Genomic DNA, 25,033 nt, shown 5'->3' with positions numbered 1-25,033 from the left:
TAGCAGGTCCGCCCTGTATAGTTTGGGATTGCTTCGTACCTCGCAATGACGCTTTTGGTTTAAGAGGAAGTATGGATGCTTAATAAAACTCCAGCCCCCCGTCATTTCTGAAAGCGCATTTGATCAACACCCGGCAGCTAACGCCTTCGCCGTTTACGGTAGCCGGTACAAAAATCTTATCTGCCGGGTCGGGTACGTCAATGCTCATATTGAATGTTTTCTTGAACGAGCCGCTGTACACATGTACTTTAAATGATGCAAGCCTTCCTAAGGGACTAATCAACAACTCCACTGCGCCAAACGATACATTTGGATTAAGGTTCATTAAATCGGGCGGAAGCTTAAAGAGGTTCAGATAGGGGAGGTATCCAAAAAATCTGCCGCCTACTTTAAGTGGTTTGGTTGTTTTGGCCGAATCATTAAGTTTTACATCAACAAAATACTGCAGGTTTGAAGTACTGTCTTCAGGTGCTTCATAGGTGATCTGGTTGGTCCTGTAGTCGAAATTTTGTACCAGGTGTCCCCGGTTGTCGAAAAAGTGCCAAACGCCCGCCCTTTTGTTGTTGTCGTAATAGCCGCTGGCCAATGCATAGTTTTTTTGATAAAGGGCCTGGTATAAACCTTGCCGGATACCCTTATTACTCTTAAGTACGCTGAACCGCTCAACTACCGAATCGGTAAGACGATGTTTTTGGACCACTGTTTCCGGGCCGGTTTTTTCGGTGGCATCTTTGGTTTGTGCAATGGCACAGCCGATATATAGTATCGATATAAAGGTTAAAATAAGTTTTCTCAATGCAGGGATATAGATTGTTGTAAATATATAACAGCGCTTAACGTTTTTCAAAAAAAGCAGGATACAAATTATCCTCTGCCACCAAGGCGACCGCCGCCAAAGCCACCAAAGCCCTTACCGCCGCCGTTACGCCCGCCCTGTGGACGGCTGCCGCTAAATTTTTGAAGCCGGATGGTAAAGCTGAGCATAAAATACCTGCCCAGCCGGTTGGTACGTGTATCAATGATCTGGTTGCCTACGGCAGTGCGTGTTATACCTTTGTTTTCGTCAAAAATATCAAAAGCCTGGAACCGGAGCGAGGCTATATGCTTGTTTAAAAACTGGTATTCCAGGTAGCTGCTCAGCAGAGTAGGGTTCGCTTTCACGGTACTACTGAAACCGTGATTGATGGTTTGAGTTAAGCTGTAACCAAGCACCCAACTGTAAAAAAAATAATTGCGGCCGTCGAGCCCTAATGTCCAGGTTTGGGCATCGGTATTTAATGAGGACGGCAGGCTATAACGGGTAGTATTAATGCTGTAATTAGCGCTGATCTCGCTGTCCATAATGCTGTCAAGATCAACCCTAAGTTTAACACCCTGGTTAAGCACCCAGTTTTTTCCCTCATTGCGCTGATTTTCAATATATGAAATGTTGTTGTTGTAGCTTGCGCCGCCGTTTAAGGATACGGTGTACTTGCGTTCGGCGAATGGTTTTGAAAAGGAATAGTTGCCATTTACATTATAAAAACCGTTGGTGTTAATATAGCGGGTTGCCTGTATGGTATTGTTGCCTTTTGCGCTTTGGGTGCTATCAGTAACGGGGGCCGAATTGGTAACTATTTTATCCTGGGTTTCGGCAAATGATAAACTGGCGAACAATGAATTGCCGCTGGCAATATCAAACTGGTTATAACGCACATTAAAGCTGTTGGTAAATTCGGGTTTCAGATCAGGGTTGCCATAAACCCTGTTTTGGGGGTTTGAATAATCGGGCTGAAGTTGCAGCTGGCTAAATGATGGCTGGGCATTTGAGCCGCTATAGTTGAACGAGAATGAATGGTTTTTTGAAAAGTTATAGATAAATCTTGCCGTAGGGATGATATTAAAGGTAGATGTGGAGGTATGAAAATTGTGCGATTCCCCGTCAAGTTTTGAAGGCTGAACAGCCAGGCCCAGCGTATAATTATATTTAGGTTGTATCCCGCGAAGGTTTAAACCGATACGATTGGTGATGAACTGGTAGTTATACAATGTACTCAATGAATCAACGTAGGTTTGATTGCCTGTTACAGGATCAACCCGGTAGTTGTAGCGGTTATTATCGGTATTTGAATAATTATAACTGTAATTGCTTTCCAGGTAAGTTGTTTTGCCAACAGGTTCGATGTATGAAAAATGCACGCTTACCCTTTGCGATTGATTATCAGAGTTGATCTGCTGAAACAATGGCGTTACCACGGTATCCTGCCGGGTAGTATATTTATCATTCAGTTCCTGATCGTTTTTAGAATAGCTTACATTGGCATTAACACTGAAGTTCCGTCCTTTTTTATGGAACTTGTGGTTGTAAAGCACGTTAAGGCTGCCGGTTTGTGATGAGTTATTGGTGAGTGCCAGCTCATTGCCTGTAACTAAACTTTGGTTACGGGTATTGCTGAAGGTATCGGTACTCATGTTTTCGGCGGTGGCATATGAAAAACCCGGGTTTATTTTGATATAGTTAGACGTATCAATTTTGTACTCGATATTGAAATCAAAGCGATGGTTGATACCATGGTTATGGTTAGTGCTGTTGTCCATATTGATGATATTACCCGATTGATAAAGGTTTTGCTGCAAGGTTGTGCTGTTAATATCCCTGTCTTTATCGGCAAAACTATAGCTGCCATACACGGTAACTTTTTTGCTCCAGTCATCGCGGTAATTGGTACCTATGGAGCGGTTGGTAGTAATACCATTGGCGGTACTCACCCCGCCCGCGCTGCTGCCGCCTCCGCCACCTCCTCGTCCGGCCCGACCGCCGCCGCCACCGCTGCTGCCAAGGTTGAAGCTATTGGTGTTATTGTTATTCCAGGTGCCTATAACTGCCAGTTGCCTTGCATCATAAAATGAATTGGCCGAAAGACGGGCCTGATACCGGTCGTCATTACCAACGCCAACGCTGCCCTGGCCAAAATTACCTTTACTTTTTCCCTTTTGTATGGTGATGTTCAGGATCTTGTCCGGGTCGCCGGTTTTGATGCCGGTAAGGTTGGCCTGGTCGCCGTAATCGTCAATCACCTGTATGTTTTCCACAATATCGGCAGGCAGGTTCTGGGTGGCGGTTTGCACATCGCCGGTAAAATAATCCTTACCGTTAACCCGCACCTTGGTAACCTGTTTGCCATGCGCGGTTACATTGCCGTCTTTATCAACGCTTACGCCCGGCAGCTTTTTGAGCAAATCCTCCACCGGCGATCCTTCCCGTACTTTATAGGCGCTGGCTTTGTATTCAACGGTATCTTCTTTTATGGTGATGGGGATCACTGCCGAAACAACCACCGTGTTCAGCATATTGGTTTGCACCTTTACTTTGATGGGATCGAGGTTAATGGGTTTGGTATCGTTATCCATTACATAACGGCGGGTAAAGGGCTGGTAACCGATTCCGCTAATGGTGAGTTTAAAGTTTTTGGAGACAACGGCTGGGAAATAAAATGCCCCGGCAGTGCTGGTTGCTACTACTACGCTGTCTTTATCGGAGATTAGTTTTACCGTAATTCCGGGTACGGCTCCCACGCTGTCAACTACCGTACCGCGCACTTCGCGGGCTTGCTGGGCATAGGCAGTTGATAAAAAAAGAATACCGATAAACGCGAGCAGTAAGTGTTTTTTCATAGTTTAGGGTCAATTTAGGTTATTGACCATTAAAGTTTAACGAAGGTTTAACTATTTAACCCTATGTAATACTAATGTTGCATATATTGTATTTTAGTGCTTAACCTTATACTATATTACCATATATTATGAACCCCTTACCTGATATAGACGGCTATAAAAGCGTGGCATTTTCGCAGGCCACCATTACCGAACTGATGATCCCTTCGTACTCTAATTTTGGTGGAAAGATCCATGGAGGGATCTTGCTTTCACTTATGGACAAAGTAGCCTATGTATGTGCTGCCAAACACGCCGGTAATTATTGTGTAACAGCATCTATCGACACGGTGGATTTTTTGCAGCCCGTGGAAGTAGGGGAACTGGTATCGCTCATGGCATCGGTAAACTATGTAGGCAATACTTCGCTGGTGGTAGGGATTCGGGTGATATCTGAAAATATCAAAAACCATTCGGTAAAACATACCAACACCAGCTATTTTACTATGGTAGCTAAAGATGATTTTAACAAGCCGGCCAAAGTGCCCGGCCTGGTTTTGGAAAACCGGGAACAGGTAAGGCGTTTTATTGAAGCCCGCCGCCGTAAAGAGATTAAGCAGAGTTATATGAAAGAGGTTGAACAAATTCAAATGCCCGATAACTACGAGAATTGTATTGAACTGCTGCAGGGCGAGCGGTGCATTGTTGCCGGATAGCTATTGCCTATATTAAGTTTATTGTTAGATTGCAGTCTGAAACTGTTAGCGAATGACAAGGCCCCTTGGTTTATTATTGCTGTTATTAATGCATAGTACTGTTTATGCGCAAAAAACAAGCGGAATTGAGCCGGAAAAATCGCCGTCACTAATCAAAACCATCGACAGCCTTAACAAATTGGTTGAGGAAACCTATGTTAGTGCTCCCTACGAGGCAAGGGTAAGTGCTGAACATGCCTTGCTGCTTTCGGAAAAAATAAAATATAATGAAGGTACGGGCGCCGCTTTTTTAAATTTAGGGCATGTGTACTGGTCGCAGTCATACTATCCTATCAGTTTGTTTTATTTTAATTCGGCTTTAAATTATCTGCCCAAAAACAAGCCGCTGTTACTGGCCCACTGTTATAGTTCTATCGGCAGGGCTTATACAGATTTGCAAAACTATAGCAAGGCTATAAAAAATTTAGACATCGCGGCCCGGTTTGCCGGTCATGATCCTAAAATGCTTGCCGAAGTTTATAACGAACGTTCATTTGTTTACGCCAGGCTTAAACAATATGATAAAGGCATTGCGCTTGCCAAACTTGCCATGCAGCTTAGCCGTACGATAAATGACCGGCCTGCGATATGTATATTATATAGCCGGCTGGCTAATGCTTATCGGTTAAAAGGGCAGTATCAACAGGCGGTCGCTTATTCAGACACTGCCCTGCAAATGAGTTATATTGTTAATAATAAGCGTTTAAGGGCTATCTCATTTATTGAACGTGCTGTTATTTACAATTCGTTAAACCAGTTTGACAAAGCCGTTGACCTTGCAAAAAAAGGCGCGGATTTATCCGATAGCATCGGTGTTATGGATGGCATTTCGTCGGCTTATAAAACCATGGCCTACAGCTTTGAGCAAAAGCATGATATGGTACAGTCGTTAGCCTATCAGAAAAAGTACACCCAGGCGCTCGATAGCGTTAGCGCTGCCAATAAGCGTAAAAGTACCGAGCTCATACAGAGTTATTTTGAGCTCAACAGCCGTCTTAATGCTATTGCCGCGGTTGAGGAAAAGGCAGGGCAATACCGCGAAAAAATTCATTTGCAAAAGGTTATAATCATTACACTGCTTATTTCATTGCTGGTTGTAATATTGGCTTTGTCGGTTACCTATTACCTTTATAAACAAAAGCGGGTTTTAAATAACCGGATGCGCAAGCAGCATAAAGCCTTATTAATTCAAAAAGAACTGATAGAAGACCAATCGGCAAACCTGGCAAATATTAATAATCTTAAAGATAAGTTACTGGCTGTAATAGGGCATGACCTGCGTACACCGCTTGCTAATCTGAATTCTATATTACGTTTATACAACACCGGTGTTTTAAGCGATGATGAAGTTCAGGACCTGATGAAGGAAATAGAGCCGGTAGTACAGGGTGCCGAATTAACCCTTTCAAACCTGCTTGAATGGGCGGGCAGCCAAATCAAAGGCGTTAATCTTGAAGCATCAGCAGTCGATATTTATTTAATTGGCAATGAAATCGGGAGGATTTTTAGTTACCTTTTTCAGCAAAAAAATATCAGGTTTGAAAACATGGCTTTACCCGGGATGTGTGTACAGGCCGATGAAAGGCATGTAAAAGTAGTTTTAAGTAACCTGGTTAGTAATGCTATTAAGTTTACGGGCAATTACGGTATTATTAGTTTGCTAAGCACCGTTGATGAAGGTATGGTGGTGATCAGTGTTAACGATACCGGCAACGGTATTCCTGCAGAAAAACTTGGTAAGTTATTTAGCCTTAATACGAAATATACAGCAACAGGTACTTCCGGCGAGAAAGGCACCGGCATTGGTTTGTTTTTATGCAAGGAGCTTATTGAGTTTAACGGCGGCAGGCTTTGGGTAAATTCAGAATTGAACAGGGGCAGTACCTTCAGTTTTAGTCTTCCCTTGGTAACGGATTAAACTTTCCTCAAAAATTATTCCTATTTTAAATTAATGGTCTGCTATACGATTAATGCTTATTAAGTAATATGTAGCTGATATTAACTTTTATAATTTCTTATAAAGAAATTTAATTATTTTGAAAAAGTTTTAATCATTTGTTGGGTAATTTAAATCTATTTATCCCGTTGTTACGTATAAGCAGTAGGTACTTTTTACTATATTGTGACAATTTATAACAATTCTCCGACAATTTTAAACTAATCTCCCAAACACTTAATGGCATTTTTAAACACTGTGCTCGAACCACCTGCATATGGTTGGACAGATGGGCTTGGCAACCTCTCAAAACCTACTAACACACAAATTGTAAAAGAATTTTTTAAACGGCTAAATGTATTCAAGGATAAAAAAAACTGGCTTTCGTTTTTAAGCTGGTCGCTGGTGCTGGCTTTAGTGCCGTTCCTGGGGCTGTTCATCTTTAAATATTTCAGTATCACCGGGCTTATTGTTGCCTTCGTATACAGTATGATTATTATGGGCACCCATGGTACAATCTGGCACCACCGGTATTGCACTCACGGAGCTTACACCTTTAAAAATAAATTCTGGCGTTTTTTTACCCAGAACCTTACATTGAAGATCATCCCTGAAGAAATCTACGCAGTATCGCACCATGTGCACCACGCTTTATCTGATCAGCCGGGCGATCCTTACAATGCACAAGGTGGTTTTATGTATTGCTTTTTAGCAGATGTTAATCATCAGCCCATAGCACGAAACATGGACGAAGTCACTTACAAAAAATGTGTTAACCTGATGAAACACACGGGGGTAAATACAAATACTTACAAGCAGTATCAAAAATGGGGCACCCTGGCTAATCCAACCCGAACCATAATTGGTATTATACTGAACTGGGGCTTTTGGTTTACAGCTTTCTACCTTTTAGGCGGACCGGCATTAGCTTGTGCTGTATTTGGCTCTGCCGGCATTTGGGCAGTTGGTGTACGTACATTTAACTACGAAGGTCATGGTAAAGGAAAAGATATGCGGCGTGAAGGTATCGACCATAACCGAGAGGATATGTCAATCAATCAGTTGTGGCCGGGTTATGTAGCAGGTGAGTGGCATAACAACCACCATTTATATCCTAAAAGCGCCCGCTCTGGCTTTAAACCATATCAGTTTGATTTGGCCTGGTGTTATATTAAAATGATGAGTATGCTGGGAGCTGTAAGCTCATACCGCGATTCAAAAGCTGATTTTTTGAAGGAATATTGTACACCTGTTCCGGTAGCAGTACCTGCAGCTGTACAGGTTACCGAAATATTAGTAGCTGCGGAGTAAGCTGTTATTAAATACATTAAAAGGCCAGAGCGAGGTGATTGCTATGGCCTTTTTGTTTGGTTTGCCGCCACTTTGGCTGCTGTTAGTATTGTCATCGTCATCTTGTGGAAAGAAGAAAAGGCGTGGGATTGTGCGATTCCCTCCCCTGGGAGGGTGTAGGGAGGGGTTTCGTCGATGTGCCTATACCGGAAATAGCAGATGAACCCCTCCCTGCCATTACACATTTCCATCACACCCCTCCCAGGGGAGGGAATTGAAAAACTTTTGCCGTTGTTGGTGTTGTCACCAACAACTATGCGCTGTGCAATTCAACTGGTGATCTCCGCTCTATGTCATCCGACGCGTTAACCTATCTGGTGGTTGTTGGTGACAACACCAACAACGGCAATGTGACAATACCAATAACAACAGCGTCCTGTTTTAACCTCCTCTCCGTGTTAAAATTACACTTTGTAAAAATCTGGCTATATATCAAAAATGTGGAGAATTGTTAAAATAGTACTATCTTAATAGCGAATTGATTATATACCTTAGTGAACCGATTATAGTGTACACTAAACACCAAACCAATGCGCTGTAAAATATTAAATGTTGTGTTATGCATAGCTTGCATTGCCTTGTTTTCTGCCCGGGTTAGTGCTCAGGACGTAGGAATATTTGAAGGCCAAACCGATGTTGGTACGGTCAAGCATCAGGGCAGCGGTGTATATGACGCTAAATTACAGCAATATACGCTTATTGGTTCGGGCCAGAATATCTGGGCTACGCATGATGATTTTCACTTTGTGTGGAAGAAAATGAAAGGCGATTTCATTCTTCGCACCAACGCCGCATTTATAGGCAAAGGTGTTGAAGCGCATCGCAAGGTTGGACTAATGGTTCGCACCACGCTTGATTCAAATTCAAAACATATCAATGCCGTTGTGCATGGAGATGGCTTAACCTCGTTGCAATACCGTAAAACGGTAAGCGGCATTACCGAAGAAAAGAAGGCATCCATCACTGCGGCCGATGTGATCCAGTTGGAACGCAAAGGTAATACCTATACCATGTCGGTAGCCCGCAAAGGCGATCTCTTTGTGAGCGAGGAAGTAACCGGTCTTGACCTGGGCGACGACGTTTATGTGGGCATTTTCATCTGCTCGCACAATGCGGATGTTACCGAGAAAGCTGTATTCAATAACGTACGTATAGTTACACCCGCACCGGCCTCATTGATTCCTTATAAACAATATTTAGGCAGCGCCATTGAGTTGCTTGACCTCGAAAGTCAGAATGCCACGGTGGTTTATCAATCACCAAAATCACTTCAGGCACCAAACTGGACGCTTGATGGCAAATCACTCATTTATAACAGCGAAGGCTCATTGTATAAATTCGATCTTAAATCGCATACACCAACGATACTCAATACTGGCATCGCTAAAAATAATAATAACGACCATGTGCTTTCCTTCGATGGCAAAATGCTGGCTATCAGCAGCGGCGATGGTGGCCCATCAATAGGATACACAGTTTCTTCGGCCGGCGGCGAGGCTACACGGGTAACCCAAACCGGGCACGGCGCAAGTTATATGCATGGCTGGTCGCCTGATAAAAAGTACATCGTTTTTTGTGGTGAGCGCAATAAGGAATTTGACGTTTACCGCATCCCCGCCGCTGGTGGTCCCGAAGAGCGCCTTACCAACACGCCCGGTTTGGATGATGGCCCCGAATATTCGCCCGATGGAAAATACATCTACTTTAATTCTGTACGCAGCGGCCTGATGCAGGTTTGGCGCATGAAAGCCGACGGCAGTGAACAAACGCAATTAACCAACGATGACTATAACAACTGGTTCCCGCATATTTCGCCGGATGGTAAATGGATAGTTTATATCACCTTCCTGAAAAACGAAGTATCTCCCGGCGATCACCCCTTTTATAAACACGTATACTTACGGGTAATGCCGGTTAATGGCGGTCCGTCAAAAGTAGTAGCCTACCTGTACGGTGGCCAGGGTACTATCAACACCCCGTCATGGGCGCCGGATAGCAAGCACCTGGCATTTGTAAGTAACTCTGATTTATTGTTCCCTGTATTTCCTATTGCAAAATAACCTTAAACATATAACCATGTATACATCACGCAGATCATTTTTAAAAACCGGCGCAATGGCAGTAGCCGGGGCGGCGCTACTTCCTGATAGTTTATTTGCCGCTACGGATAGTAAGCTTAAACGGGTAGGGGTGCAGCTTTACAGCGTACGCGATGCCATGAAGGCCGACCCACAGGGAACGCTTAAAAAGATAGCTGATGCAGGTTACGCACATGTGGAACATGCTAATTACATCGACAGGAAATTTTACGGCTATACTGCCAAAGAATTTAAAAAGATCCTGGCCGACCTTGATCTTAAAATGCCAAGCGGTCATACTGTAATGACACCTCAGCACTGGGATGCAGCCAAAAATGATTTTACCGATGCCTGGAAATACACTGTTGAAGACGCTGCCACCATGGGGCAAAAGTTTGTGATAAGCCCCTGGCTGGATGAAAAGGTACGTACAGATACCGATGCCCTGAAACGTACCATGGAACAGTTTAACAAATGCGGTGAGCTTTGCAAACAATCGTCAATGATGTTTGGCTACCACAACCATAACTTTGAGATCAGTACTAAAGTAGGCGATATTACCCTTTATGATTATATCATCCAAAATACCGATCCGGCTTTGGTGGCCCAGCAAATAGATATCGGTAACATGTACACTACAGGTGGCAGGGCGTTGGAGTTTATCAATAAATATCCCGGCCGTTTCCAGTCCATGCACGTAAAGGACGAAATTAAAGTACCGCCACACGGTGGCGATGATACTGAAAGCACCATTTTAGGCGCCGGGATCCTGCCAGTTAGGGATATTGTAAAGGCCGGGGCAAAAAAAGGCGGCACCTCTTTGTTCATTATTGAGCAGGAAGCATACCAGGGCAAAGACCCAATCGATTGTGTAAAAATTGATTTACAAATCATGAAAAAATGGGGCTATTAATAGTATAAGACTAACTTACACCCGTGAAGATTTAATTTTTACAGCCTTTGATTTTGAATTGTAATTATTAAGTTTGGGAGCACATTATAAATCATATTAAGCCTTTCTCGTTACCTGTTCAGTAAACTAAAAGTTTTGTGACAGATAAATGGGCTTCGCTAAAACAATTTAGTTTAAACAATGGACCGGCGTACCGTCATCAAAAATCTGGCTTTGATAATAGGAGGGGCTGCATTGCTCCCGGCCTGTTCGCAGGATAAAGCAAAGTCGAAGGTTGCACTCAAAAATATTGATATCACTGCCGATCAGGAACAGTTGATAGGCAATGTAGCAGAAACTATTATACCTAAAACAACAACGCCGGGTGCCAAAGACCTGCAGCTGCATTTATTTGTGTTGAAAATGGTGGATGACTGCTATAAAAAGGAAGATCAGCAGGCATTTGTAACTGGCATGGGCCATTTCGCAGATCAATCTCAAAAATTATATAGTAAAACGTTTGACCAGCTTGATACTAAAACCCGCGAAGAATTTTTGCTGGATATAGAAAAAGAAGGTAAAGCGGAAGAAGAGGCGGCCAGGAAAAACAGTGATAAAAAAGATGCTGCACCTGCCACTCCTCCTGCAGGCAAGTATTCGCCCGAGCTTAAGAAGTTTTACAGCATAGTAAAAAGGCAAACCATAAACGGTTATACCAATTCAAAATATTTTATGACTAAAGAGGTGATATATGAGCTTGTGCCGGGCAGGTACAATGCGCATTTCCCTTACAAACAAAAGCAAGCAGTATAAGTAATGGCTAATTTAAATATCGACAGCGTTAAAGAACGCACTTTCGACGCGATAGTAATTGGCTCGGGAATGAGCGGGGGATGGGCTGCTAAAGAGTTTGCGGACAAAGGACTCAAAACACTGATATTGGAGCGTGGCCGCGATGTTAAGCACATTAAGGATTACCCGACTACCAACATGTACCCCTGGGAGTTTGAACACCGGGGCGAATTGCCGATGGCTGTACAGGAAGCCAATCCTATTGTAAACCGCTGTTATGCTTTTGGAGAAAGCGCCGCGCATTTTTTTGTTAAAGATGCAGAGCACCCATATATTCAGGATAAACCCTTCGACTGGATCCGCGGATACCAGGTTGGCGGCAAATCCCTGCTTTGGGCACGTCAAACCCAGCGTTGGAGCGATTTTGATTTTGAAGGCCCCGCCCGCGATGGTTTCGCGGTAGACTGGCCTATCCGTTACAAAGATATTGCACCATGGTATAGTTATGTAGAGAAATTCGCCGGCATTTCGGGTAACCGTGATGGCATTGCCGAATTGCCGGATGGTGAGTTCCTACCCGCATTCCCATTAAATACTGTTGAAGAATATTTCAGAGATCACGTAAAAAGTAAGTATAAAAACCGACATGTGATCAGCGCACGTTGTGCACACTTGTCAACCCCCAATCAAATTCATTTAGATCAGGGTCGGGTACAATGTCAAAGGCGTACTATTTGCGAGCGCGGCTGCCCGTTCGGCGGTTATTTCAGCGCCAACGCTACCACTATTCCCTGGGCTTTAAAATCCGGCCACGCCACATTAAGACCGTTTTCGGTAGTGGAGTCTATTATATATGATGATAAGCTGGGTAAAGCTACCGGTGTGCGGGTTATTGACACCAATACCAAAGAAGCTATCGACTATTACGCCAAAGTAATATTCGTTAATGCCGCGGCGTTAAATACCAACCTGATATTGCTTAATTCCAAGTCGCACCGTTTCCCTAATGGTTTGGGCAATGATAGCGGTGTGCTGGGTAAATATGTAGCATTCCATAATTATTCGGCCCATATTGGAGCCGAGTATGATGGCGCTAAAGAATGGACAACTGATGGGCGTAATCCTGCCGGCGGGGGGTATATCCCGAGGTTCAGGAACGTATATAAACAGGAAACTGATTTCTTACGCGGCTATGCTTGTGGTTTTGGCGCGTACAGATCCCCGCAGCGCAGCTGGGACGGGGTAGGCAGCAGCTTGAAGAACAACCTGGCTAACAAAGAGCTTGGCCCGTGGCGTGTAGGGTCGCACATGATGGGCGAAACCATCCCGAAGGAAAGCAATTTTGTAAGTCTTGATGACAAGCAAAAAGATGCCTGGGGCGTACCATTATTAAAGATGAACATTGATTACGACGACAACGACGAGAAGATGAAGAAGGATTATGTGGAGCAGTTAACCGAGATGTTCACCAGCGCGGGTTTTACCAACATTAAAGCCAGTACCGATAAACGAGCACCGGGGCTTGATATTCATGAAATGGGCGGTGCCCGAATGGGGAATGATCCTAAAACATCGATATTAAACAAATGGAATCAGGTGCATAGCGTTAAAAACGTATTTGTTACCGACGGCGCCAGCATGACGTCAACCTCGTGCCAAAATCCGTCGCTAACTTATATGGCCTTTACGGCAAGGGCGGCCGATTATGCCATGAGCGAGATGAAGAAGGGGAACCTCTCCTAAATCCTCTCCAAAGGAGAGGACTTAAAAAGGGCGGCGTAAGGGGGGCTCCCTCTCCTTTGGAGAGGGCCAGGGTGAGGTCCTTCGTGTAAAAAAAACACAATGTAATATTTGGAAAATGAATTTTATTCATACATTTAACGACACAACCAAGTACTAAACAAATTTAACTAATCATATTATTCGTATGTCTGCAAACACTTATGACGCAATAGTCATTGGCTCAGGAATTTCAGGCGGGTGGGCTGCCAAGGAACTAACACAAAAGGGTTTGAAAACCATCATGCTTGAGCGTGGCCGTAATATTGAGCACATTAAAGATTACGTAAACGCAACCAAAGATCCATGGGAATTTCCGCACAGAGGCGGCCGTACCCAGAAAATGATTGATGATTACCCGGTTCTTAAACGCGACTATCCGTTAAATGAAACCAACCTTGACTATTGGGCAAGTGATAAAGATAGTCCTTATACAGAGATTAAACGTTTTGACTGGTTCCGTGGTTACCACGTGGGCGGCCGCTCGCTGATGTGGGGACGCCAATCGTACCGCTGGGCTGATGTTGATTTTGAAGCCAACTTAAAAGATGGCATCGCTGTCGACTGGCCTATCCGCTACAAAGACATCGCTCCGTGGTATAGCTACGCCGAGCAGTTTGCCGGGATCTCCGGTAATAAAGATGGTTTACCTATCCTTCCGGATGGCGATTTTATGCCGCCTATGGAAATGAACGTGGTTGAAAAAGACGTTTCAAAACGTTTGAAAGAATTTTATAAAGAAGCGCGTCACATGATCATCGGTCGTACGGCTAATATCACTGTACCGCATAACAACCGTACCAACTGCCAGTACCGTAACAAATGCTGGTTGGGCTGTCCGTTCGGTGCTTATTTCAGCACACAATCGGCTACATTGCCTGCGGCTATGGCTACCGGTAATTTAACCGTTCGCCCTTGGTCTATAGTTACCAAGATATTGTACGATAAGGATACCAAAAAAGCCAAAGGCGTTGAGGTATTGGATGCTGAAACCAACAAAACTTATGAGTACTTCGCAAAGATCGTTTTCGTAAACGCATCAACCATTAACTCGGCCTGGATCCTGATGAACTCAGCAACCGACGTTTGGGAAGGTGGCTTAGGCAGCAGCAGCGGCGAGCTTGGCCACAACCTGATGGACCACCACCTTAATGTTAGCGCTTATGGCAGGATCGAAGGTTATGAGGATAAATATTATTTCGGTCGCCGTGCAAATGGTTTCTATATCCCTCGTTACCGTAACCTTAACGGCGAAAAACGTGATTACATCCGTGGTTTCGGTTACCAGGGCTCGGCAAGCCGCGAAGGTTGGAGCCGTGACATTGCCGAACTGAACATAGGCGGTGCGTTTAAGGATGCATTGACCGAGCCAGGTTCATGGCATATAGGTATGGGCGCTTTTGGCGAAACATTACCTTACCATGAAAACAAGGTTACCATCGACAAAACCAAAAAAGATAAATGGGGCTTGCCTGTTGTTGCCATTGATGCCGAATTAAAAGCAAATGAGCTGAAAATGCGTATCGATATGGAAAAAGACGGCAAAGAAATGCTGGAAGCCATTGGCGCTAAAGATGTACAAACTTCAAGTACTAACCCGTTCCTTGGCCGGGGCATCCACGAAATGGGTACCGCACGTATGGGCCGCGATCCAAAAACTTCAGTATTGAACCAGTGGAACCAGGTTTGGGATGCTAAAAACGTATTTGTTACCGATGGCTCTTGTATGACATCGGCAGCATGCCAAAACCCATCGCTTACTTACATGGCGTTGACTGCACGTGCCGCTAACTATGCCGTTGACGCACTTAAAAAGGGAGAAATTTAATCAGCATCACATAAAAACAACCTAATAAAAACACCTATGACTGAAGAAAAGGACAAAACCCCAAACCCGTCAAGACGGCAATTTATTAAAAGCAGCGCCATAGCGGCCGCTGGTTTTATGATAGTTCCGCGCCATGTTTTGGGCGGTAAAGGTTTTATAGCTCCAAGCGACAAGTTATTGATTGCCGGCGTAGGTGCCGGTGGTAAAGGGCAAAGCGATATTGCTAATTTTTACAAAAGCGGCAAGGCCGAGATCGCCTTCCTGTGCGATGTTGACGACCGCAGAGCGGCAAGGTCACGCAGCGATTTTCCTAAGGCAAAGTATTATAAAGACTGGCGCGAAATGTTTGACAAAGAACACAAGCATTTTGACGCGGTATCGGTTTCAACACCCGATCATAACCATGCCATTATTACCTATAATGCTATGCAGCTGAACAAACACGTGTATGTTCAGAAACCGCTGACACATGATATCTGGGAAGCCCGTTTATTAACAGAGGCTGCCAAAAAATACAAAGTGGTTACACAAATGGGTAACCAGGGTTCATCAAATGACGGTACCCGCTTAATGTCGGAATGGTATGATGCCGACCTGATTGGTGATGTGCACACCGTTTACTGCTGGACAAACCGCCCTGTTTGGCCACAAGGTATTGCATGGCCGCCACCACAGCCAAACATTCCTAAAGAGTTGGATTGGGACCTGTGGTTAGGTACGGCACCTAAAAAAGATTACGTTGATAAACTGGTACCATTTAACTGGCGCGGCTGGTGGGATTACGGTACCGGCGCCCTTGGCGATATGGGCTGTCACCTGGTTGAAGCACCTTTCCGCGTGTTGGGTATCCAATATGCTAAGGATGTACAGGCCAGTGTTGGCAGTGTTTATGTAGATGAGTTTAAAGAAGGCCACTTCCCTGAAAGCTGCCCTCCATCAAGCCACATTACCTTAACATTCCCTAAAACTGAAAAAACTAAAGGCGATGTTACCCTGCACTGGATGGACGGTGGTATCCAACCTGAAAGGCCTGCTGAATTATTAGCGAGCGAAGATTTTGGCGGTGAAGAAGGTAACGGTACATTGTTTATTGGTACAAAAGGTAAAATGTATGCAAGCACCTATTCTGATGCAGCGACATTATTGCCGAAATCGCTTACCAAAAGCGCTAAAGCTCCGCAGAAATGGGCACGTGTACCGGGGGGCGCTAACGGCCACTATGCACAGTGGGTTGAAGGCTGTATTGCCGGTTACGGTAAAACAGAGCTAAGCTCATCGTTTGATAAGGCTGGTCCGCTTACTGAGGCTTTATTGATGGCTAACCTTGCGGTTCGCGGTCATGAGCTAAATGGCGGCAGGGTAAAATTAGTTTGGGATAACCAGGCTATGAAAGTTACCAACTTTGATGCTGTTAACCAATATATTAAACGCGATTACCGCGAAGGTTTCGTGTTAAAAGCGTAAACAAAATAATTAGTGAATTAGTGAGTTAGTGAATTAGTGATTGAAAAATTGCTGTCACTAATTCTCTAATTCCTCAATTAATTAAAATCACTAATTCATTAATTCACTAAATCAATAACTAATTTATGAATAGAAGAGAAGCGATAGGCAGGGTAGGTTTGATCCTTGGCGGTACCATCATCGGCGCCGAGTTCTTCATCTCCGGATGTAAACCATCTTCGCCGAAAGTAAACGACCTTTTTACACAGGATGATGTGGCCCTGATGGATGAAATCGGTGAAACCATTTTACCTGCAACTTCAACCCCGGGTGCTAAAGCTGCCGAAATTGGCAAATTTATGACCGTAATGGTACAGGATTGCTATACTGCCGATGATCAGAAAATTTTCACTAAAGGCCTTAAAGACCTGAATGATGCGAGCGACAAAAAATTTGGCAAAAAGTTTTTAGAGGCTACACCTGAGCAACGTACAGAACTGTTAACCGAGCTTGACAAAGAGCAAAAAGCCTATACCAAAACAAAAAAACCGGAAGATCCTAACCATTACTTCAGGATGCTGAAGGAATTAACCCTGCTGGGTTTCTTCACTTCAAAACCGGGTGCCACACAGGCATTACGTTATATAGCCGTTCCTGGTAAATATGACGGTAACCTGCCATACAAAAAAGGTGATAAAGCCTGGGCAACCTAAAAAATTGCAATATCAATTGATTATACCTTTGATTTTTACAAAATTTGAATTGCTATCAAAAACAGCATTATGTAATAATGCTGTTTTTGATGTATACAATCGATTGAGAAGCGTTTAATCATCAAAAAACATCAACCCCAACAAAAACAAATGAAATTAAGATTAGGAATGATAGGCGGCGGACAAGGTGCCTTTATTGGTGCCGTACACCGCATAGCTGCCCGTATTGATGGCGAATATGAACTGGTTTGCGGCGCTTTTAGCAGTAATGCCGAAAAATCACAGGCCAGCGGCCTTTTGCTTGGCTTACCGGCAAGCCGCTCATATATCTCTTACCAGGAACTTATCGAAAAAGAAAAGCAACTGCCCGAGAACGAACGTGTGCAGGTGATCAGCATTGTAACGCCCAATCATGTGCATTTTGCCCCAACCAAAATGGCACTCGAAAATGGTTTTCATGTGGTGCTTGATAAACCCATGACCTTTTCACTTGAAGAAGCTAAGGAACTGGAAAAAGTAGTTAGTGCATCGGGTAAACTTTTTTGCCTTACACATACGTACACCGGTTACCCCATGGTTAAGGAAGCTAAGCAACTGATCAAAGCCGGTAAGATAGGAACCGTTAGAAAAGTTTATGTTGAATATCCGCAGGGATGGTTGAGCAGCTTTTTAGAAGGAGAAGATAACAAGCAAGCCTCATGGCGTACCGATCCGGGTAAAAGCGGGATTGCAGGTGCCATGGGCGATATCGGTACACACGCATTTAACCTGGCCGAGTATGTTACCGGCTTACAGGTTACTAAAATTTGTGCGGATATTAACATCGTAGTTGAAGGCCGCAAGCTTGATGATGACGGCGCGGCGTTGTTAAAATTTAACAATGGTGCAAGCGGCGTGCTCACGGCTACCCAAATTGCAGCCGGCGAAGAAAATAATGTGAAGATAAGGGTTTATGGTGAAAAAGGCGGTTTGGAATGGCACCAGAGCGATGCTAACTCGCTTACGGTGATGTATACTGATAAACCTGCCGAAACCTGGCGCACCGGTGGTGGTTATACCAGCTCATTCGCGCAGCATAATACACGTACGCCTGCCGGTCACCCCGAAGGTTATCTAGAGGCATTCGCCAACCTGTACCGTAATTTTGCTTTGACTGTTAAAGCCGGTTTAGAAGGTAAGCAGGCCACTCCCGAAGAACTTGATTTTCCGGGTATCGAAGAAGGCGTTCGGGGAATGGCCTTTATCGAAAATGTGATAGCATCAGGTAAATCGGACGTTAAATGGACTGATTTCACTATTTAATCCACCATCTATTTAAAACAAAAAACATGACTACTATAAAAGGACCTGGCATATTTATAGCACAGTTTATAGGCGACGCGGCACCATTTAACAGCCTGGAATCTATTTGCCAGTGGGCAGCGGGTTTAGGCTACAAAGGTGTGCAACTGCCAACAAATGATACCCGTTTCATCGATTTGCAAAAAGCAGCCGAGAGCAAAACTTATGCTGACGAAATTAAAGGTATAGTTAATGCCGCGGGGTTAGAGATCACTGAGCTATCAACCCACCTTCAAGGCCAGCTGGTAGCGGTAAACCCGGTTTATGACGATCTGTTCGACGGTTTCGCACCCGAGCATTTACGTGGTAACCCGGCCGAAAGGCAAAAATGGGCTGTGCAGCAATTGAAATATGCTGCGCAGGCTTCAAAAAATTTAGGTTTAAATGCTTCGGTTACCTTTAGCGGCGCCCTGCTTTGGCCTATGGTATACCCATGGCCGCAACGCCCTGCCGGGATTGTTGAAACCGCTTTTGGTGAACTGGCTAAACGCTGGACACCGATACTGGATGTGTACGAAGAAAACGGCATCGACCTTTGCTATGAAATTCACCCGGGCGAAGACCTGCACGACGGTATCACTTACGAAATGTTCCTTGATCATGTAAAAGGCCACAAGCGTGCTAACTTGCTGTATGATCCGTCGCACCTTGTATTGCAATGTTTGGATTACCTGGAATATATCGATCTGTACCATGAGCGCATAAAAATGTTCCACGTTAAAGATGCTGAGTTTAACCCAACCGGGCGTCAGGGTGTTTACGGCGGCTACCAGAGCTGGGTTAACCGCGCCGGCCGTTTCCGCTCATTAGGTGATGGGCAGGTTGATTTTAAATCGATATTTAGTAAATTAACACAATATGATTATAAGGGATGGGCGGTGCTTGAATGGGAATGCGCGCTTAAACATCCGGAAGATGGTGCAAGAGAAGGTGCTCCGTTCATCAAAGATCATATTATCCGTGTAACTGAACGTGCTTTTGATGATTTCGCAGCATCAGGTTCTGATGATGCTTTCAACAGGAAAACGTTAGGGATCTAATTTTCGATTTCGGAATTCGGATTTTCGATTTCGGATTTATTAAATTTAAAAAACGCGTCATGCCGAACTTGTTTCGGCACCCATAAGATAGGTATGCGAGTGCTTAGCATGGCTGCCTGGCAAGTGGGATGCTGAAGCAAGTTCAGCATGACGACATGAATTCAGACTTACGAAGTTTTTAAAACTTCGTAAGTCTGGATCTACAAATGCCAGATCAAAAACGGGTGTCATGGGTAGCCTGTCGAAGCATAGTGGGTTAGGCCTCTGCGCACGACCCTTCGACAAGCTCAGGGTGACATGCCTGCGCCCTGGTGTAATTAATGATTCGGCCTGTAAAGATGGGATTTACCAACCGGCGAATACAGCTGAAACAATTCAGTAAAAGCATTTTGATACAGCCAATTAACCAATTATCAAATAACCTTAAATAATTTAAAATGCAAACTATTAACCGTACACAGCTATTCAGGGCAAGCTGCCTGTCGTTGCTGGTAACCTCATTATCATTCGGTATCCGTGCCGGGATTTTGAATGACCAGGGCGTAAGATTTCATTTGAACGCTTCGCAACTGGGTACCATTGCAGCAACCGCTTTCTGGGGCTTTCCGCTGGCTATCATTGTAGGCGGCTTTATTGTCGATATCATTGGTATGAAAAAGCTGCTGGTGTCAGCCTTCGTATTTCACCTGGTGGGGATCCTGCTTACCATTTTTGCCAATGGCTACTGGACGCTGTTTCTTTCTACCTTAATGATTGGTATTGCTAATGGTACAGTTGAGGCTTCATGTAACCCGCTTGTAGCTTCGCTATATACAGATAATAAAACTACAAAGCTTAATCACTTTCACCTCTGGTTTCCGGCAGGCATAGTAATAGGTACTTTAATAGTATTCGGTCTGGATACCACTTTGGCCCATGGCGTATCGCCCAAACCATACTGGATCTCGCAGGTTGAAATTGCTTTGATGCTGATCCCTACCATTGCTTATGGGTACCTGTTCTCGAAATTGGATTTCCCGGTTACCGAGCGTGTATCTGCCGGTGTAAGTACCGAGGATATGTATAAGGCATTGATCAATCCCTTGTTCCTGTTCATGATCATTTGTATGTTCGGAACAGCTATTACCGAATTATTCACCAACCAGTGGACTGACGTTTTATTCAAAACAGTTACGGACAACGCCATCCTTATTTTAACTTTTGTTGCCTCGGTACAGGTATTGGGCCGCGCGTTTGCAAGCCCGATAGTTCATCGTTTGGCACCTCAGGGAGTGCTGCTAATCTCGGCCATATTATCGGCATTGGGCATTTATCTGATGGTACACCTGCATGGTGATGCTATTTACTTCGCAGCAGTAGTTTTTGGTTTAGGGGTAGCGTTCTTTTGGCCTTGCATGATAGGCTTTGTGGCCGAAAACCTGCCACGTACCGGTGCTGTAGGCCTAAACCTGATGGGCGGCGCGGGCATGTTCGGAGTGTCTATTTATATGATATTTATGGGCGGTTTTTACGATAAAATAATGGCTTCGAAATTACCGGCAGGTGCCAGTCTGGATGCTTACCGTTCGGCGCCGGCTGGCTCTGAAATGGCGAAGGCGTTCGATGCCGCACGGTCGGCGGCCGGTCCGGAAGTGTTAAACACAACCCTGATTATACCGGTTGTATTAATCGTGGCATTTATAGGATTGGTAATTTACATGCGCTCACGTAAAAAAACTGCTTCATTAGGCGCTATATCGGTTTAATAGGGTTTTAATTATGATAAAAAATTGTAATTTTCGCCTCATTAACCAACCCAATTAAAATTACATGATGAAAAATAGCAGGAGCTTTGTTAAGGAACAGATTTTCTGTTAGGTTATCATCGAAAACAACAATTAAACTCTTATGAAAAAAGTATTCGTTATTCTTTGTATCAGCGCGGCTTTTGCTGCCTGTGGCGGAAATTCATCAAAAAACACCGGTGGCAGCGACAGTACCCAGGGCGCAAATCAATCTGCTAAAGCGGCAAATTCTGATGCAGATACAGTTGTAGCTAAAACCGGTACCGAATCAACAGGCGGTTCTGCAGGTTCAGCAACCGGCGAAAAATTAATAGCAACGTTAGATTGCAGCACCTGTCATAAAGTTGATACCAAAGTTATCGGCCCTGCATTCCAGGATATCGCTAAAAAATATGATGCTTCACAGGCTAATATCGATATGCTTGCCAAAAAAATCATCAGTGGCGGCAGCGGTAACTGGGGCAACATAGCCATGACCCCGCACCCTTCATTACCTGAAAGTGATGCCAAAGAAATTGTACAGTACATTTTATCATTAAAAAAATAATAAGGGTAATTAAATCCGACCTTAAAGTATAATTATGACTATCGGAATTAGGGTAAAACTTTCAACAATGATGTTCCTGGAGTTCTTTATCTGGGGCGCGTGGTTTGTAACAATGGGCACTTATTTAACGGTTACGTTAAAAGCTACCGGAACGCAAAATGCTGGTGCTTACGCAACGCAATCATTAGGTGCCATTATCGCTCCTTTTGTGATCGGACTTATTGCTGATAAATACTTTTCGGCACAAAGGATCCTGGGTGTACTGCACCTGTTGGGCGCTGCCTCACTTTATTATGCAACTACCATAGCTGATTTTGATAAGTTTTACCCTAATATCCTGTTTTACATGATCATTTACATGCCAACACTGGCACTGGTAAATTCGGTTTCATTTAAGCAGATGCAAAACCCCAGTAAGGAGTTCCCTTTAATCAGGGTGTTCGGCACAGCCGGGTGGATCGTTGCAGGGATAGTTATCGGCTTATTAGGATGGGAGAAAAGCGGAACGCTTGTGCTCACCTTCAAAATGGCATCAATAGCATCTCTCATATTGGGTTTATTGAGCTTTACATTGCCTGATACCCCTCCGGTAAAAAGAGGGCAGAAGACCACATTTGGCGATATCATTGGCTTAGATTCAATCGGCTTGTTAAAAAACAGGTCGTATTTAATTTTCTTTTTGGCGTCGGTAGCTATATGTGTACCATTGGCGTTTTACTACAACTTTACCAACCCTTTTTTAAATGAAGTGGGCGTTAAAGCCGCTGCCGGTGTACAGGCCATGGGGCAGGTATCCGAGCTGGCGTTCATGGCAGCGATGCCTTTGTTTTTTGTGCGGTTCGGTGTAAAAAAAATGCTGGCTATCGGTATGCTGGCCTGGGTACTGCGGTATATATTCTTTGCCTACGGCGACGCAGGTTCAAGCTACTGGATGCTTATTGCGGGTATAGTAATGCATGGTATCTGTTACGATTTCTTCTTTGTAACCGGGCAGATCTATACCGATAATTTAGCGGGCGAGCGTTTTAAAAGCGCGGCCCAGGGCTTTATTACCTTAGCAACTTATGGCGTAGGAATGCTTATAGGTTCGTACATTTCAGGCCCTATTGTTGATCATTGGAAAGTATCAGATACATCACATAACTGGCAAACCATTTGGCTTATACCGGCAGGTATTGCCGCTGTGGTATTGATATTATTCCTCGCTTTATTTAAAGATAAAACAAGCATGGCCACAAAACCAGGTTTGGATATTCAGGAACCATCAGCACAAACCGAAATATAATTATGGCATCAAATCAAAACAGGCGGTCGGCTATTAAAAGCATGATCGCGGGCACGGCCGCAATTGGCGCGTCGGGTGTATTATCTTCATTTACCACCGAAACTGAAAAACATATGCAGGCTGATGATAAGCTCAAAGGCAATATTAACCATGCTGTATGCCGCTGGTGTTACGGCGATTTTACGGTAGATCAGCTTTGTGCCGCCGCTAAGGATATCGGCATAAAAGGGATCGACCTGGTTGGCCCTTCAGACTGGCCTACACTAAAAAAATATGGCTTGTTCTCCTCAATGTGCAACGGTGCCGAGATCAACCTTACCGATGGTTTTGGCGATAAACAGTTTCATGCCAAGCTGCATGAAAACTATACCAAAATGATCCCGCTGGTGGCAGAAGCCGGTTATAAAAACCTGATCTGCTTTAGCGGCAGCCGTCGCGGTAAAACCGACGAGGAAGGCTGGAATAACTGCGTTGAAGGCCTTAAACCTATGGTAGCCCTTGCCGAAAAACACAACGTAATATTGGTAATGGAACTGCTGAACAGCAAAATTGACCATAAAGATTACCAGTGCGACAGGGTAGAGTGGGGCGCGGAACTTTGCCGCAGGCTCGGTTCGGAAAACTTTAAATTGCTGTATGATATTTATCACATGCAAATTGATGAAGGCGATGTGATCCGCAATATCCGCGCTAATCATCAGTATATCGCTCATTACCATACCGGCGGTGTTCCCGGCCGTAACGAAATTGATGAAACACAGGAACTTTACTATCCGGCCATTATGCGTGCCATTGTTGAGGTAGGGCATAAGGGTTTTGTAGCGCAGGAGTTCATCCCGAAACAGAAAGATAAAATAGCTTCGCTTAAAAAGGCGGTGCATATTTGTGATGTTTAAACCTTACATCACCTTATCACTCTAAAAAGCTAAACTAATAAAACAAATACATGACAACCAGAAGAACATTTTTAGCACAAGCCGGATTAATGGCAGCAGGCGCAATGCTTGCACCGAAATTGGTATCGGCGAAAGCTTCAAATAAAGTGGGCCTGCAATTGTATAGCCTGCGCGATCAATTACCCAAAGATGTAAAAGGTGTTATTGCACAAGTGGCAAAAGCCGGTTATAATGAGGTTGAAACCTTTGGCTTTAACAAAGAAACAGGATATTGGGGATTAAAAGGTAAAGAATTTAGTCAGCTATTAAAAGATAATGGCTTAACAACTCCAAGCGGTCATTACGGACTGGACGAATACTTTGGCTCTGGTAAAACTGACGACCTGAACGCATATATTGAGGTTGCCAATACCATTGGCCAGTCGCATATTATTATCCCTTCTTTAAACCACAACTTTATTAAAACGGTTGACGACTGCAAAGGCGTTGCCGAGAAAATGAATAAGATTGCCGAGATACTGAAAGCATCGGGCTTAAAATTAGGTTACCATAACCACAACTTTGAGTGGGCGCCTGTCGGTGATACTACTTTTTACGATGTAGTACTTAACAACACCGACCCTAAACTGGTGGCCATGGAAATGGATCTTTACTGGGTAGTACGCGCCGGTAAAAACCCGGTTGAGATTTTTGAAAAACACCCCGGCCGTTTCGCTTTTGTGCATGTTAAAGACAGGGATAAAACCAATGCCGAACTAAATACAGAAATAGGTAACGGTGATATCGACTTCAAAACCATATTGGGTAAAGCTAAACTTGCGGGCATTAAGCACTTTATTGTTGAGCAGGAAAACTATACCAATATTGATCCGTATGTGAGCATTGCAAAAAGCGCTTCATATCTGAAAAATACGCTTCACGTTTAAACCAATTATTTTAGA

The 25,033-nt window shown here is 44.1% G+C and carries 19 protein-coding genes; 17 read left to right on the top strand and 2 right to left on the bottom strand.

Translation table 11 applies throughout. From position 1 onward, the window contains the following. Positions 1-79: 79 nt before the first annotated feature. Together ABID99_RS14900 and ABID99_RS14895 are read right to left on the bottom strand one after the other, a co-directional pair. Complete coding sequence (locus ABID99_RS14900) at positions 80-796, bottom strand: hypothetical protein (RefSeq protein ID WP_373614206.1); 717 nt, start codon at positions 794-796, stop codon at positions 80-82. 68 nt (positions 797-864) lie between these two features. Beyond that, positions 865-3,654 (bottom strand): TonB-dependent receptor domain-containing protein, encoded by a 2,790-nt coding sequence (locus tag ABID99_RS14895; protein ID WP_373614205.1) that lies wholly within the window; start codon positions 3,652-3,654, stop codon positions 865-867. 128 nt (positions 3,655-3,782) lie between these two features. Here ABID99_RS14895 and ABID99_RS14890 point away from each other — a divergent pair, with 128 nt between their 5' ends. The 17 genes from ABID99_RS14890 (at position 3,783) to ABID99_RS14810 (ending at position 25,018) form a co-directional block, all read left to right on the top strand. Further along, complete coding sequence (locus ABID99_RS14890) at positions 3,783-4,349, top strand: acyl-CoA thioesterase (protein ID WP_090524579.1); 567 nt, start codon at positions 3,783-3,785, stop codon at positions 4,347-4,349. Between the two features lie 52 nt (positions 4,350-4,401). Further along, a complete protein-coding gene (locus tag ABID99_RS14885; protein WP_373614204.1) occupies positions 4,402-6,306 on the top strand; it encodes an ATP-binding protein in 1,905 nt (634 codons plus the stop codon). 258 nt (positions 6,307-6,564) lie between these two features. Next, entirely contained in the window at positions 6,565-7,635 is a 1,071-nt protein-coding gene (locus ABID99_RS14880; protein ID WP_373614203.1) for a fatty acid desaturase, read from the top strand. 569 nt (positions 7,636-8,204) lie between these two features. After that, positions 8,205-9,734 carry a TolB family protein gene (locus ABID99_RS14875; RefSeq protein WP_373614202.1) on the top strand — a complete coding sequence of 510 codons (1,530 nt, stop codon included), beginning with the start codon at positions 8,205-8,207 and terminating at the stop codon, positions 9,732-9,734. Between the two features lie 16 nt (positions 9,735-9,750). Continuing rightward, positions 9,751-10,665 carry a TIM barrel protein gene (locus ABID99_RS14870; protein ID WP_091175478.1) on the top strand — a complete coding sequence of 305 codons (915 nt, stop codon included), beginning with the start codon at positions 9,751-9,753 and terminating at the stop codon, positions 10,663-10,665. A 180-nt stretch (positions 10,666-10,845) separates the two neighbouring features. After that, on the top strand, positions 10,846-11,457 hold the full coding sequence (locus ABID99_RS14865; protein ID WP_354481894.1) for a gluconate 2-dehydrogenase subunit 3 family protein: 612 nt from the start codon (positions 10,846-10,848) through the stop codon (positions 11,455-11,457). 3 nt (positions 11,458-11,460) lie between these two features. Then, on the top strand, positions 11,461-13,179 hold the full coding sequence (locus ABID99_RS14860) for a GMC oxidoreductase (RefSeq protein ID WP_373614201.1): 1,719 nt from the start codon (positions 11,461-11,463) through the stop codon (positions 13,177-13,179). A 184-nt stretch (positions 13,180-13,363) separates the two neighbouring features. After that, a complete protein-coding gene (locus ABID99_RS14855) occupies positions 13,364-15,043 on the top strand; it encodes a GMC family oxidoreductase (protein ID WP_354481899.1) in 1,680 nt (559 codons plus the stop codon). A 36-nt stretch (positions 15,044-15,079) separates the two neighbouring features. After that, a complete protein-coding gene (locus tag ABID99_RS14850) occupies positions 15,080-16,507 on the top strand; it encodes a Gfo/Idh/MocA family protein (protein WP_188831618.1) in 1,428 nt (475 codons plus the stop codon). A gap of 125 nt (positions 16,508-16,632) precedes the next feature. Further along, positions 16,633-17,199 (top strand): gluconate 2-dehydrogenase subunit 3 family protein, encoded by a 567-nt coding sequence (locus tag ABID99_RS14845; RefSeq protein WP_090524595.1) that lies wholly within the window; start codon positions 16,633-16,635, stop codon positions 17,197-17,199. Between the two features lie 150 nt (positions 17,200-17,349). Further along, positions 17,350-18,501 carry a Gfo/Idh/MocA family protein gene (locus ABID99_RS14840; RefSeq protein ID WP_373614200.1) on the top strand — a complete coding sequence of 384 codons (1,152 nt, stop codon included), beginning with the start codon at positions 17,350-17,352 and terminating at the stop codon, positions 18,499-18,501. Between the two features lie 26 nt (positions 18,502-18,527). Continuing rightward, positions 18,528-19,580 (top strand): sugar phosphate isomerase/epimerase, encoded by a 1,053-nt coding sequence (locus ABID99_RS14835; RefSeq protein ID WP_176623863.1) that lies wholly within the window; start codon positions 18,528-18,530, stop codon positions 19,578-19,580. Positions 19,581-20,017: 437 nt separating this feature from the next. Beyond that, positions 20,018-21,325, top strand: coding sequence for a sugar MFS transporter (locus tag ABID99_RS14830; protein ID WP_090524599.1), 1,308 nt, complete (start codon positions 20,018-20,020; stop codon positions 21,323-21,325). Between the two features lie 142 nt (positions 21,326-21,467). Then, complete coding sequence (locus ABID99_RS14825; protein ID WP_090524602.1) at positions 21,468-21,911, top strand: c-type cytochrome; 444 nt, start codon at positions 21,468-21,470, stop codon at positions 21,909-21,911. A 34-nt stretch (positions 21,912-21,945) separates the two neighbouring features. Further along, complete coding sequence (locus ABID99_RS14820) at positions 21,946-23,196, top strand: nucleoside permease (protein ID WP_090524604.1); 1,251 nt, start codon at positions 21,946-21,948, stop codon at positions 23,194-23,196. A 2-nt stretch (positions 23,197-23,198) separates the two neighbouring features. Further along, a complete protein-coding gene (locus tag ABID99_RS14815; protein WP_090524605.1) occupies positions 23,199-24,092 on the top strand; it encodes a hydroxypyruvate isomerase family protein in 894 nt (297 codons plus the stop codon). Positions 24,093-24,142: 50 nt separating this feature from the next. Continuing rightward, complete coding sequence (locus ABID99_RS14810; protein WP_090524607.1) at positions 24,143-25,018, top strand: sugar phosphate isomerase/epimerase; 876 nt, start codon at positions 24,143-24,145, stop codon at positions 25,016-25,018. Positions 25,019-25,033 lie beyond the last annotated feature (15 nt).

Source organism: Mucilaginibacter sp. OAE612 (assembly GCF_041806395.1).
Taxonomy (GTDB): Bacteria; Bacteroidota; Bacteroidia; order Sphingobacteriales; family Sphingobacteriaceae; genus Mucilaginibacter; species Mucilaginibacter rubeus.
Note: the sequence above shows the minus strand (reverse complement) of the source record. Positions and strands in the feature narration are given on the sequence as shown.

Coding starts and splice junctions, on each gene's coding strand:
- ABID99_RS14895 (WP_373614205.1), bottom strand. CDS start 3,654: ATGAAAAAACACTTACTGCTCGCGTTTATCGGTATTCTTTTTTTATCA.
- ABID99_RS14890 (WP_090524579.1), top strand. CDS start 3,783: ATGAACCCCTTACCTGATATAGACGGCTATAAAAGCGTGGCATTTTCG.
- ABID99_RS14885 (WP_373614204.1), top strand. CDS start 4,402: ATGACAAGGCCCCTTGGTTTATTATTGCTGTTATTAATGCATAGTACT.
- ABID99_RS14880 (WP_373614203.1), top strand. CDS start 6,565: ATGGCATTTTTAAACACTGTGCTCGAACCACCTGCATATGGTTGGACA.
- ABID99_RS14875 (WP_373614202.1), top strand. CDS start 8,205: ATGCGCTGTAAAATATTAAATGTTGTGTTATGCATAGCTTGCATTGCC.
- ABID99_RS14870 (WP_091175478.1), top strand. CDS start 9,751: ATGTATACATCACGCAGATCATTTTTAAAAACCGGCGCAATGGCAGTA.
- ABID99_RS14865 (WP_354481894.1), top strand. CDS start 10,846: ATGGACCGGCGTACCGTCATCAAAAATCTGGCTTTGATAATAGGAGGG.
- ABID99_RS14860 (WP_373614201.1), top strand. CDS start 11,461: ATGGCTAATTTAAATATCGACAGCGTTAAAGAACGCACTTTCGACGCG.
- ABID99_RS14855 (WP_354481899.1), top strand. CDS start 13,364: ATGTCTGCAAACACTTATGACGCAATAGTCATTGGCTCAGGAATTTCA.
- ABID99_RS14850 (WP_188831618.1), top strand. CDS start 15,080: ATGACTGAAGAAAAGGACAAAACCCCAAACCCGTCAAGACGGCAATTT.
- ABID99_RS14845 (WP_090524595.1), top strand. CDS start 16,633: ATGAATAGAAGAGAAGCGATAGGCAGGGTAGGTTTGATCCTTGGCGGT.
- ABID99_RS14840 (WP_373614200.1), top strand. CDS start 17,350: ATGAAATTAAGATTAGGAATGATAGGCGGCGGACAAGGTGCCTTTATT.
- ABID99_RS14835 (WP_176623863.1), top strand. CDS start 18,528: ATGACTACTATAAAAGGACCTGGCATATTTATAGCACAGTTTATAGGC.
- ABID99_RS14830 (WP_090524599.1), top strand. CDS start 20,018: ATGCAAACTATTAACCGTACACAGCTATTCAGGGCAAGCTGCCTGTCG.
- ABID99_RS14825 (WP_090524602.1), top strand. CDS start 21,468: ATGAAAAAAGTATTCGTTATTCTTTGTATCAGCGCGGCTTTTGCTGCC.
- ABID99_RS14820 (WP_090524604.1), top strand. CDS start 21,946: ATGACTATCGGAATTAGGGTAAAACTTTCAACAATGATGTTCCTGGAG.
- ABID99_RS14815 (WP_090524605.1), top strand. CDS start 23,199: ATGGCATCAAATCAAAACAGGCGGTCGGCTATTAAAAGCATGATCGCG.
- ABID99_RS14810 (WP_090524607.1), top strand. CDS start 24,143: ATGACAACCAGAAGAACATTTTTAGCACAAGCCGGATTAATGGCAGCA.